The following is a 13501-nucleotide window of genomic DNA, read 5'->3' on the forward strand; positions in this document are numbered from 1 at the left end:
CTTTTAGAACGATTATATTCCAAAACATCCGTTCGCATAAAGACTCTCTAACGAACATCATTTCAACTAGAAACAGTTCTTTGTCAGTCTTTACAAACAAAATGTTGGAACTAAAAACAAAGAACTGTTGTCATACTAATAATACTATCTATCTGTTTCAACCATTTCTTTTCTATTAAATTAAATGATGATAAAAATCATTTATGGCATCTTCATTATAACTTAAATAATCGAATCGCTTAAACTTACGATCACTTAGATAAATATATTCTAAACCTAATTCAATATCAGTTGGTTCAAAGCCGTTAATGTACAACCCGTATGTTTCATCACCCACGACATTGCGATTCGCAGGGATATCCGAAACTAATAGTGGCAGACCCAACGTCAGAGATTCTAGCAACACCATCGGTTGTCCTTCATAAAATGAAGGTAGTACGAAAACATCGTTTTCTGATACAAATCGAAACGGATTATCTAAATGTCCCAAGACAAAAATATGCTCTGTCATCTTTGTCTCTTTAACCGCAGCAATTAATTCCTCTTCCAAAGGACCTTTACCTAAGATATAAAGTCTTGTCTTAGGATGTTTCTGATTAAACAAAGCAAATCCTTTAATTAAGGCAACCTGATTCTTTTCAGGCGATAAACGTCCCATATTAATAAAATTACAATAGTCTGGATCCAATGGTTCTACACGACTACCCGCTAGGTCGTATTTAGGTAATTGATACGCCTGCTTTTCCAATGCAACTTGTTGAGCAGCTTTTTCTTTTAAAGCTTGAAGAGATTGTTCTGCAGTCAATATATCTAAATGCTTTTCTTCAATATAAGCCATTGATGAATCCCTGAGTGTTACACCAATAAAGTTACCTTTTGATGTTTTTACTCGTTCAACTGTCTCTAAAACTTCTCCCAAATATTGATTAACAAGTGTTGACTCAAGCAGCTGACTGTTCGTCACACCATCTGGTAATTGCCAAATTGGTAATTCAGTTACACTCTCTTTATTTTTCACGTAGTATTGGAATGGTTCAACATGTTGACTCGCACTAATTTCCAGTTGTTTAGCCAAACGATTCGCTCGCGTGCGATAATACAACCATAATGGGCTAAATCTAGATAATTTATGAATACGTGTTAATGAACTATAAGCCAACCAACCTAATTCTTGCCCTAAATGACTAACCAGTACATAGTCACCTTTTGACGTTTTGGCTAGTTTTGAGAACATCAAATAGGTTCCTTTAAAATCCCTAGCATATGCTACTTTCGTATTTTCACTAGGTCCCTCTTGATTTCCTTTCCAAATAGGATTATCTAGTTTTCTTGCTACGGTTCCTAAACCGACATAGTCACTAATGTTTTCTACAACTAGGGTTAATGACTCAGATAAATAATCACTCGCAATCCATCCTAAAGGCAAATCATTTAGCAGTACTTTATCATAAGATTGATTGTTTTCTTGTAACGTGGCGATACTAGTGATTTTATCAGTTGAATTAACAATGATAGTTTGTCCCTGATGATTCTTTAGTTTTTCTAAATTATCAAAGAAAACTACTTCACCACTATTTTTCAACTCTTTTGGTTGCTCTTTGACTATTAGTTTTTCAACTTGCTTGCTATCTTCTACGATTTCTTGAGCATGCTCACCTAGAATAGCTTGAATATTAATCGTATTTACCGCATAAGTCATCTGTTCTGGTTTAACAAACTCTGACAATTTCTCTTGATTAACTGCCATAGTCATTGGACTTACACTAATGATTTTGTCAAATTTATAGTAATTCTCAAAAAGACTTCTTAATCCACGATACATCGGCATTTCGCCATTCACTTCACGATGCGCATCAGCATATAAATCATTATGAGCAAAAACTAAATAACGATTAGCTTGTGCACCTAAAATGTTTTTTGCCCAAAAAAGACTATAGCCACTGAAATCAATAGCCGCATCAAACGTTAAATTCCCCAATAAGCGGTTAACATCACGACGGTAAGCACGCTCTGGATAAATGACTGGTTCATCTGAATCAAAGTCACGATGGATTAAACGACGATTATCTTCGGCTTCTTCGACACTCCAAATCGAAGCCCCTGTTCGATATAGACAACGAACATTTGAATTAAGGCGATCAAAATTATAGCGAACCTCTTTCAATTTTGGTTCATCCGCCAAAACAGTCACATCATATTGCTCATAGTTAATATTATCCATCAAATTTAAGAAACTTGTTGTGATACCGTTTTTACGCATCCCGCCTGGATAAATCAAGAGTTTTTTCTTGTCTGTTTTTAGTGATAACTGTTTAACATCAGAACGTTCTTTGCCATTAAACATAATATCGAGATAATCTTCGGTCACTTGACCGTTATCATAGGCTACCATTCTTTCTTTCATTGAGCGATAGTTAGCTTGGTATGGCGCAATGGCTTGCTCCACGTCACTCAATAAATCAATTAAATTGGTCATACTTTCAGCCGTAGGACCTGGTAAAGTATCAAGTTCCAAGTACATGCCACGTTCCGCTAAATATACTTCTTTATCCCAAACGTAGAAAATAATTGGCTTATCTGTCACTAGAAAATCAAAGAAAATACTTGAATAATCTGTGACTAACACATCTACTAAGCTTAATAACTCATTCGCATCTAAGTAATCAGAGATTAAGTGTCCTGCTAAACGTTCATCATCTTTTAAATGTTTGTACGCAAACGGATGGGCCTTGATTAAAATATTATACTCATTTGAGAATTTCACGGTTAATTGTTCTACTTCTTGAACCGTTTGTTCGATTGTATTTTGAGCATTCCCCACTGCCTTACCACGCCAAGTTGGCGTATATAATAAAGTCTTCTTCGTTTCATCTAATACAATACCAAACGTCGATAACTTAGCTTGTAGTTCAGATTTAGGAGCGTTTAACGTTAAGTCGATTCGTGGATAACCATGTTCAATGATAGTCCCTTCATAGACATCATTTAACTTATACGCACGTTTAAAAATATCCGTTGTATGGGCATTGGGTGATAACAGATAATCTGTCATCAAGAAATTACGCATGACATTTTGCGCTCCGTAAATAGCACCTGGCATATCAAAGCCCATTAATTTTAGCGGCGTTCCATGCCATGTGTTGATATACACTTGATTTGGTCGTTTCACAAAAAACGTTTGGAACGTCGAGTTGGTGATAACATATTTTGACGTTAACATCGCATCCACATACTCAAGCGTGTCACGTTCAACTACCGTTATACGTTGACGATAAGCTTCTGGGACATTTAATAATGCTTCTTCGTGATCTTTTTTCAACACCCAAATATGCTTCAAGTGTTGATAGTTCTCATCTGCCACTAATTTCAAGAAAATAGCGTATGGCGAATCAGTGATAGATGCTCCGTCACGGGTTTCATATAGTACCGCATTCTCATCAATTACAGCTGTTTCATAATATGTCCCATAATGTTCACGTATTAAGTGGTACATGCTCTTTTGTTTTTTCTTTTTCTTGCTGCTAAATAGTTGTATCATGTTCTAACTTCCTTAATTCTATTTTTTAACATCACAATAGTCACACCAAAAATGGTATTAAAACTCTAAAAAAGTGAAGATTTTACTCTTCACTTTTTTATTAAGTATGTCATTTTTTAAGTTGATCAGCAAACCAGTACCTAATCAATGATTATTTTTCATTTCATGTGCTACTAATTTTTCTAACCCTTGTTTAATATTAAATTTAGGTTCATACCCTAGTTGCTTCAATTTATCAATTGAAGCGTAAGAATCTTTAATGTCGCCTTTTCTAGCTTCTTGATAAATAACATCTAACTTTACATTTAAAATTTCATTTAATGTACTAATCACGGTATTCAAATTAGTATTAATTGCTGTTCCAACATTATAAACTTCACCAATTGTTTCTTCAGACTCCGCGACTAATAGTAAAGCATCTAAGACATCTTCAACAAATACGAAATCTCTAGTTTGTTCCCCATCACCGAATAACGTAAACATTACTTTTTCTCCATTTTTGGTTTTAATCACTCTGTCTAATAAAATAGAGATAACGCCTGAATAAGGTGAGCTAGGATTTTGATTAGGTCCATATACATTAAAGAATCTAGTAGCCGATGTCTTAATACCAAATAATTTTTCAGCATTTAATAATGTACGTTCTGCTGCATATTTATCCACAGCATATGGTGTTAGTGGATTAATGATTGAATTTTCAGTTTTCGGTAAGACGGGATCATCACCATAAACTGCCGCTGATGAAGCAAATACAATTCTGTTAATAGTTGGTTGATATACTCTAACTAATTCTAATAAATTTAGTGCACTACTATAATTCACTTCATGTGTTTCAACCGGACGTTCAACTGAATCAGCAACACTTGCTACTGCTGCCAAGTGAAAAATATAGTCAAATTTATTAGAAGAAATCAATCCTTTCATTAACGATTGATCCGTCACTGAACCTTCAATGAATGTCAAATTAGCTGATGCTACTAAATTTTCTTTTTTACCCATTGATAAGTCATCAATTACTGTGACTTCATGTCCCTTTTTCAGCAATTTATTGCTTAGGTTAGAGCCTATAAATCCTGCCCCTCCCGTGACTAAATAATGCATTTTACCGCCTCAATTCTTTATTTTTTATAACTAAATTCCCTACACTTGTTTTTATATTTATCTAACTTTGAACGTAAAAAATTGCTAGATAATTAAGATAATAATTCATAAAAACTTGCAATTGCTTCTTGATTGTACTGTTCATAGTCAAATGTTTTAAATACTTTTTGATTTAAATAAATACGTTCTAATCCATTCTCAATATCTTCGGGTTCAAATCCGTTAATATATAAACCATACTCTTCCTCACCAACTATATTACGGTTGGCAGGAATATCCGTTGTTATCAGTGGCACGCCTAACGTCATCGCTTCAAGCAACACCATTGGCTGGCCTTCATAAAACGATGTCAGAGTGAAGACATCATTTAGTTTTACAAACTCAAATGGTTTATCCAAGTGGCCTAGTAAAAAGACTTTTGACTCCATATTTAATTCTTTTACTAAATCAATTAGCTCTGAAGCTAATTGTCCTTGACCTAACAAATATAAACGTGATTTTGGATATTTTTCATTAAATAGGGCAAAACCTTTAATTAGCGATGCTTGGTTTTTTTCTGGAGATAAACGTCCCATAGTCACGATATTATAATAATCTGAATCTATACCGTCAACCTCACTTCCAACTAAATCAACTTCTGGAAGACCAATAGTTTCATTCAGCTCTTCTTTTTCATTTAAAGATGTTTGCTGCTTGGCTTCTATTAGTTGTAGAGCTTTCTCTTCAGGCATGATGGTTAGGTAAGTTTCTTCAACATAACCTATTTTTTCTCCATCAAGTTTTAACCCTACAAAACTGCCTTTATTCGTTGTAATGCGCTCATATGCTTCTAATACTTCACCCTCGTATTGAGCTACTGATTCTGTTATCAACTTACTGTTTGTTACACCATTTGGTAAATTCCATAAGGTTAAGTTGGCATCAGACGTGTTCAACATAACATATATCTGTAAATCCTCGATTTTTTTACTAAAACCAATTCCTAAACGTTTGTCTAGCTCCTTACTTTTCTTATTGAAATAAGCCCATAACGGTGACCATCTAGAAAGTTCATGAATACGAGTTAACGGCCTAATCGAAGTCCAACCTATTTCTTGTCCTAAATAACTTGCTAAATAATAACGACCATTTGAAGTTTTAGCTACTTTGGAAAGTGTCAAGTAGGTCCCTTTAAAATCTCTTAAATAAGCAACTTTTTCATCTTGTCCTTTGTTTTGGCGAACGTTTTTCCAAAGTGAATAATTTAAATTGCGAGTAACTGTTCCGATAGCTCGGTAATCTTCAATGGATTCAATAAATATCGGTGTTTCATTAATCAACTCTTCGCTGGCTAACCAACCTAGAGCTAAACCGTCGACAATTACCTTATCATACGTTATATCTTGATGCGTGAAGGTTGCTATACTAGTAACATTAGCATCAAGATCAAAATATCTTATTTCACCTTGTTGTTGTTTTAAGCATTCAAAATTTTTATAGAAAACCAATTCGCCGCCATTTTTTAGTGACTTTTGCTTATTTTTCACAATTATTTTTGCCGAATCTTCGCTCTCATAAACATCTGCTGTTTCTTCAGGTGTTTGACCTAAAATTGCTTGAATATTAATAGTATTCACTGCATAGGTCATTTGATCATTTCTGATATACTCGTTCAATTTCTCACGGTTAACTTCCATCGACATCGGGCTAACATTAATCATTTTATCAAATTTATAATAATAATCGAAAAGATTACGTAAACCACGATACATTGGCATCTTACCGTTCACTTCACGGTGAGCATCTGCATAAATATCACTATGTAAGAAAATTAAATAACGATCAGCTTGAGCACCTAAAATATTTTTTGCCCAAAAAAGACTGTAACCACTGAAGTCTATGGCTGTATCAAACGTTAAGTTCCCCAACAAACGATTAACATCACGACGGTAAGCACGCTCTGGATAAACGACTTTTTCATCAGAATCAAATTCCCTATGAATTAAACGACGATTGTCTTCGGCTTCTTCCACACTCCAGATCGAAGACCCAGTTCGATAAAGACAACGTACGTGCTTGTTTAAACGACCATAGTTAAAACGAACTTCAGCCCCTTTTGGCTCATCTGCCAAGACGGTCACATCATATTGCTCATAGTTAATATTATCCATCAAATTTAAGAAACTTGTTGTGATACCGTTTTTACGCATCCCGCCTGGATAAATCAAGAGTTTTTTCTTGTCTGTTTTTAATGATAACTGTTTAACATCCAAGCGCTCTTTGTCGTTGAACATGATATCAAGATAGTCTTCAGTCACTTGTCCATTATCATAATTGACCATTTTTTCTTTCATCAAGCGGTAGTTAGCTTGGTATGGCGCAACTGACTGTTCAACATCTACCAGTAATTCAAGAAGGTCTGTAAGACTTTCAGCCGTAGGTCCTGGTAGAGTTTCAAGTTCCAAGTACATGCCACGTTCCGCTGAATATACTTCTTTATCCCAGACATAGAAAATGATTGGCTTATCTGTCACTAGAAAATCAAAGAAAATACTTGAATAGTCTGTGACTAATACGTCAACTATGCTTAGTAACTCATTCGCATCTAAGTAATCTGAAATCAAACGCCCCGCTAAACGTTCGTCATCTTTCAAATGTTTGTACGCAAACGGATGAGCCTTGATTAAAATATTATACTCATTTGAGAATTTCACGGTTAATTGTTCTACTTCTTGAACCGTTTGTTCAATGGTATTTTGGGCATTTCCCACCGCCTTACCACGCCAAGTTGGCGTATATAGTAAGGTCTTTTTCGTTTCATCTAGTACAATACCAAACGTTGATAGCTTAGCTTGTAGTTCAGATTTAGGAGCGTTTAACGTTAAGTCGATTCGTGGATAACCGTGCTCAATGATCGTCCCTTCATAGACATCATTTAACTTGTACGCACGTTTAAAAATATCCGTTGTATGGGCATTAGGAGATAACAGATAATCTGTCATCAAGAAATTACGCATGACATTTTGCGCATTATAAATAGCCCCCGGTATATCAAAGCCCATTAATTTAAGCGGTGTTCCATGCCACGTATTGATATAAATTTGGTCCGGTCGTTTTACGAAAAAAGTTTGGAACGTCGAGTTGGTGATAACATATTTTGACGTTAACATCGCATCTACATACTCAAGCGTATCACGTTGAACTACCGTTATACGTTGACGATATTCTTCCGGAACATTTAATAACGCTTCTTCGTGATCTTTTTTCAACACCCAAATATGCTTTAAATGATGATAGTTATCGTCTGACACTAATTTCAAGAAAATAGCGTATGGAGAATCGGTGATAGATGCTCCGTCACGGGTTTCATATAACACCGCATTTTCGTCAATCACAGCGGTGTCATAATGCGCCCCATAATGTTCACGCATTAAGTGGTACATGCTTTTTTGTTTTTTCTTTTTCCTACGGCTAAATAAATTTATCATTATTTCCTTATACCTCAATCTAACTTATTTGAACTTATAAACTACCTAGTTTAATCTTCCTTCAACCCTAATCTTCTTTTAATATCGGTCGTCGAAACATTTTCTGTTCTTGGTAAATAAATCACTTCACATTGATTTTTCAAGAAGTCAAACTTACCTTCCCATGTATCACCCATCACAAATACATCGATATCATATTTTTCGATATCTGTCGCTTTTTGTTCCCAGTTTTCTTCTGGGTGAACCTCATCCACATATTTCAATGCTTCTAATACTAATTTACGATCTTCATACGTGTAGTAATTATCTTTACCTTTAACATCTTGGTTGAATTCATCAGTCGATAACATCACGACTAATTCATCCCCTAAAGCTTTGGCTCTTTTTAATAAGTTGATATGACCTTTATGTAAAATATCATATGTTCCATATGTAATAACGCGTTTTGTCATGTTAGTTCCCCCTATTATTCTGCTTTTTCTTTAAAGTCAGTTTTAATTTTAGTGGTTGAAATACCTTCTGTACGTGGTAAATAAATTACTTCGCAGTAATCTTTTAAAAAATCAAATTTACCTTCCCAGTCGTGTCCCATGACAAAAATATCGATTTCATTGTCTACTACATCTGCAATTTTTTGTTCCCAATCATTTTCAGGTAAGACAGCATCCACATATTTAACTGCTTCTAAAATATACTTACGATCTTCAAACGGCATGAAAGAAGTTTTACCTTTAATAGCATTGAACTCATCTGAAGAAATCACAACTGTTAAATGATCTCCCATTTCTTTTGCGCGACGTAAGATGTTGATGTGGCCCTTGTGTAATAAATCAAACGTTCCGTATGTAATGACTTTTTTCATTTTCTTCCCTCTTTATTATTTAATTATTTTATTGATTAATTTCTTAATCAACGAATCTTCTAGACTCATTATTATTTTAAGTTGTTTTTTCCTATTTAAAGATACCATATTTTTAGGCGCTTTTGGTAAATTATTAATTGTTTTAATCAGTTTTACTGCATATTCTGACACAATAAACTCATTAGATAACAATCGTTTATTTACATCATAGTTTAATTGAGATAAGGGGTCATTCAAAAATAATTTTATCTTTTCAGAGTCGTCATCTTCATTAGACAACCAATAAATCCCCTCAAACGCTTTATAAATATTAAAGATTTCACCATCTAAGCCTTTAGTTAAAATAACTTTTTTACCTTTAGCAATCGCTTCGGCTATTGAATAGCCTAATGTTTCATAATCAGCGGTTGACACGTATACATAGTCTTCTGGCATTTTTTCATTTACTAGAACATTGCTTAATTTGCTGTCCACTATCATATTACGGTACATTTTCTCATCTGGTCCATAACCGTTCAAATATAATGTATAATCTGGTCCTAATATTTCAGCCAGCTTAATAGCTTTTGAAAGTTTCTTTTGACGCTCATCGAATCTTGAATAGCTCAATAAATGGTTGGTAACTGGTGAAGGAGATTCCTCAAATAAGTCAAAAACATGTCGCAAGCTAACATTAAAAACAAAGACATTGTTTAGTTGATAGGTTTCTTTAAATTTATCGGCAATAGTTTGGGTTGCTAATCGGTAACTATCAATATAGTCGGGACACAACGCGTCACGATCACTTGGTAAATACGCAAGAGGCGCATGAATTTCCCCGACAATAAAGGCTTGTGGATTTTGCTGTTTAATTACTTGAGCGACTTTAAAATAGCTCTCTCTAGTAATCACAAATATATCATAATCTTGCGTGTCTAATAATTTTTCAACTGCTTCTACTTCGATTGCTTTATCAATCCAGCCATGTTCTGCCTTAAAGCTACTATCTTCGATTTTCTTACGATTAATGACATTAAAAAACGTAACCGAATGACCAGCTGTTAAGAATTCATTGGCTAAATTAATATTACTGCGGGTCGTTCCACCTGGCATATAGATATTGGAACTGATAATACCAATTTTCTTATTATTCAAAGACATTCTCCCACTCTCGTTTAGATTGCTCATCGCTACCATCGAAATTAAACGGCTCAAAATCTGGACGTGCATTCAGATATTGCGTAACCCCTGCATTAATTCCCTCTTGCGTATTTGGAACAATTATCGCATTTTGTTCAGTTAAGCGCTCAACTGTCGCCGGAATATCAACTGTAATAACATCCGTTTCTAAAGCCAACGCTTCGTACAACACTAACCCTAAACCTTCATATAATGAGGTCAAGACAAAACAATCTGCTGCTTTTAACAATGGGTATGGGTTATCCATTCTACCCAAAATAGTAATGGCATCTTTTGCAGGTGATGCTTCAACTTGTGTCATAATAGCTTCTTTTAGCGGACCGTGTGGGGCTACTAAAATTAAGCGAGTCATTGGATTTTGTTGATAATTTTCTTCAAACGCTCTAATTAAGCGGTCCTGACTTTTTTCTTTAGCATAACGGCCAATATGAATGAAATGCGTCAGTTCTGGATTGGCTAAGTCGTCTAATAATTTAGCTTTAATTCTTTCTTCTGATAACTGTTGTTCTTCTTCCATTTGAACTAACGGATAATCAACCGAAACCTCAACTAAAGTCTCCGACAGATTTGCTAGCGCAAGCTCTCGAATCTTCTTAACATTCAAGAAATTATTTACGACTTTAATTGCGTTAGCTCGTTCAGGTAGACGTTTCACTACTTCTTCCCCAATTTGACGGTTCACAGGAATAATCGCATCGACTGTCTGATAAACATCGGTCATAATTTTCATACTGAAACTTTGCTTCAATTTATACTCTTCATACATATCCGTATGCATGAAACTTCCTGTTTTACAAGGTAAGTCTGATATAAGTAATTGCGCTATTTCACGTTCAAAACCAGTGTATGAAATCATCCAATCAATCGGTAAATCACCAAATAAACGGCGATATTCACGATGATAGATTTTTTTCATTACTTGCTGTTTCTTAGGCTTATCAACGTCTTCTTTTTTCAGATATAGTAGACGCAACATCTTTTCTCTTGTATTGCCTTGAGGTATTCCTGAAATTGGATAATACTGAACTGACTCAGGAAACAGACTTAATTTAGGCAAATGTTCTGCCTTCATTAAATTTTTGTAGAAATACAATACGTAGTTACGTTTGTCCGCATCAATATTATCAAACATATTAAGTAGCGCCGTCGTAATCCCATTGTCCCATAAACCACCTACCATCAAGAAAACTGTTTCTTTGCCGTTGTGGCAACTTGAGACGGTAATCGAATCACTACTTTTATCTTCAAACATATGTTGAACAATTTGTTTAGTCCCATTGGCTTGATCGACTGGGCAGAATTCTGCCAAAAACTCACTATAATCATTAGCTGATAGTGGTTGATTGATGACTAAGTTAGTTAATTCTTCAATAGTGCTCGCTTCTTCAAATGGAAATTCATCCACTTGACGATAAACACCTCGAGTTGAAAAATACTCTTCTTTATCATAGGTGTATAACAGTATTCTTTTTTGCGTATTGGCAAAGTCAAACATAATAGATGAATAGTCGGTAATTAAGATATCGACTTGGCTAAGAAAATCATAAAGTTCCCAAGTTTTATCATAGAAAGTAATATTAGGAAAATCCTCTTCCTTAATGAATTGCATCTGGAATGGATGGAATTTAACCACTAATTCTTGATTAGCTCTTAAATGCGCACTTAAGTACTCTAAATCACTCACCATTTTGTCAAGTTCATCGGTTTGATTCCCTAGAGTTCCACGCCATGTTGGCATATAAAAAATTAATTCTTTGTCATTACTTTGCTTACCCGCAGCAAACAACAAACTGTTACGTGGTGAAGGCCCTACTACTAACTGACCTCCGTAAATATTAGTTAGGCCATAAGCACGTATCATGATTTCTTTCGTATAATCATTTGAAAAATAAAGACGGTCCGCTTGATAAAAATTACGTTGGACATTAGAAACATCTAGTGGACTATCGGTTTCATTTCCCATTTTCTTCAAAGGTGTGCCATGCCAAATAATATAGTATTGTTGTCCAGGGCGTTTGTTAAAGAAATCCCAGAAAGTTGTATCATTAACAATATATTTAGCTGTCGCCAAGTAACGCATATATTGTTTCGATCTAAATTTGACAACTGTCACATTAGGTAATTGGTATTTTTCATTCAGTTTTTCGAATTTACTAGGCTCTCTTAATGACAAAACTACCCGTAAATTTTGATGATTGTTCGATAGTTCTTGAACAATAGCAAAAATATGTCCTGTAAATTCGCTCCCTTGCGTACTCTCAACAAAAACGAGATTTTCTTCTATCGGTAACTTTTCGCTATAATTGATATAATGAATCGCTTCCCTATCTAATATATTTTGTTTAAAGGCACGCGCTACTTTTTTTATCATACAGTACTCCTTCAATTCATCCTTATCTTTTTCCAATTTGGTCAAGTTTTACCTTTAATTATAGCATATTTTTAACTTTTTATAAAAAAAGGTCTCAAGTCTTTCTCTTCACCCACTTGGTGAAAAGAAATCACTTGAAACCAAACTAACTATTTTAAATAAAATCAACAAATCTTGCGCGGAATTTCATATGTAAATGAGAACCTAACGCTAATAAAATTAAAACAATCGTCCAGAAAAAGGCAGTCTGTGTGCCAATTTCCCAAAACCATTGACGTGATAAGAACGAATCACGGAAACCGTTAATAATATAATACAGTGGATTCAATTCTAATAGTCTAACTAAACTATCGCGTCCTTTAAATTGTCCCATAGTGTGTAGATTCCAAATTGGTCCTGATAGGTAAAATAGTAATCTTAAAATCGACTGTAACATGATGTGATAATCTCTCACCAACACCGTAATCGTCGCATTTAAAATACCAAATGCGAATAGAAAGGCAATCATACAGATGAAATAATAGAAATACTGTAACCAATAAATCGTTATCGGAACTTTTGCGATAAACATCGCCACTACTAACAATAGCATCATCCAACGATAGCTGACAAAATTACTTGCCATGTTAACAGATGGCAAGACACTCACTGGGAATTTCATTTTTGAAACCATGCCTACTTGTTTAAAGATGCTATTGGACATTCCTAAGATAGAGCTATTTAAGAAGAACCAGGTAATAATCCCCATTAACATCCACACAATAAACGGCACACCGTCGACTTGACGACCGCCATTAACCCCTAAACCAAACACCAAGTAATAAATTCCTACTTGAATGGCTGGGTTTAAAAACTGCCACATTAAACCTAAATAATGACTTTGATACGTTGCTTTTTCTTCATAAGTTGAAATTCTTTTAATTATTCCTAAATTCTGGAATTGTTCTTTTAACACTAAAATAATATCATTCACTCTCGTTGCT

The 13501-nt window shown here is 34.7% G+C and carries 8 protein-coding genes; all 8 read right to left on the reverse strand.

From position 1 onward, the window contains the following. Positions 1 to 175: 175 nt before the first annotated feature. The 8 genes from FA707_RS08700 to FA707_RS08735 all read right to left on the reverse strand — a co-directional run bounded on the left by FA707_RS08700 (position 176) and on the right by FA707_RS08735 (position 13491). Positions 176 to 3538, reverse strand: coding sequence for a CDP-glycerol glycerophosphotransferase family protein (locus FA707_RS08700; protein ID WP_136953860.1), 3363 nt, complete (start codon positions 3536 to 3538; stop codon positions 176 to 178). A gap of 144 nt (positions 3539 to 3682) precedes the next feature. Further along, positions 3683 to 4639 carry an NAD-dependent epimerase/dehydratase family protein gene (locus FA707_RS08705; protein ID WP_136953861.1) on the reverse strand — a complete coding sequence of 319 codons (957 nt, stop codon included), beginning with the start codon at positions 4637 to 4639 and terminating at the stop codon, positions 3683 to 3685. A gap of 92 nt (positions 4640 to 4731) precedes the next feature. Continuing rightward, on the reverse strand, positions 4732 to 8106 hold the full coding sequence (locus FA707_RS08710; protein ID WP_136953862.1) for a CDP-glycerol glycerophosphotransferase family protein: 3375 nt from the start codon (positions 8104 to 8106) through the stop codon (positions 4732 to 4734). 50 nt (positions 8107 to 8156) lie between these two features. Beyond that, positions 8157 to 8558 carry a glycerol-3-phosphate cytidylyltransferase gene (tagD, locus tag FA707_RS08715; protein WP_136953863.1) on the reverse strand — a complete coding sequence of 134 codons (402 nt, stop codon included), beginning with the start codon at positions 8556 to 8558 and terminating at the stop codon, positions 8157 to 8159. A gap of 14 nt (positions 8559 to 8572) precedes the next feature. Continuing rightward, positions 8573 to 8968 (reverse strand): glycerol-3-phosphate cytidylyltransferase, encoded by a 396-nt coding sequence (gene tagD / locus FA707_RS08720; protein WP_136953864.1) that lies wholly within the window; start codon positions 8966 to 8968, stop codon positions 8573 to 8575. Between the two features lie 15 nt (positions 8969 to 8983). Next, positions 8984 to 10102, reverse strand: coding sequence for a glycosyltransferase family protein (locus FA707_RS08725; RefSeq protein WP_136953865.1), 1119 nt, complete (start codon positions 10100 to 10102; stop codon positions 8984 to 8986). Next, complete coding sequence (locus FA707_RS08730) at positions 10095 to 12518, reverse strand: CDP-glycerol glycerophosphotransferase family protein (protein WP_136953866.1); 2424 nt, start codon at positions 12516 to 12518, stop codon at positions 10095 to 10097. Before FA707_RS08730 ends, FA707_RS08725 begins: the two co-directional genes overlap by 8 nt. A gap of 154 nt (positions 12519 to 12672) precedes the next feature. Beyond that, positions 12673 to 13491 (reverse strand): ABC transporter permease, encoded by an 819-nt coding sequence (locus tag FA707_RS08735; RefSeq protein ID WP_136953867.1) that lies wholly within the window; start codon positions 13489 to 13491, stop codon positions 12673 to 12675. Positions 13492 to 13501 lie beyond the last annotated feature (10 nt).

The sequence above is a fragment of the Vagococcus zengguangii genome, from assembly GCF_005145005.1.
GTDB classification, from domain to species: domain Bacteria; phylum Bacillota; class Bacilli; order Lactobacillales; family Vagococcaceae; genus Vagococcus_A; species Vagococcus_A zengguangii.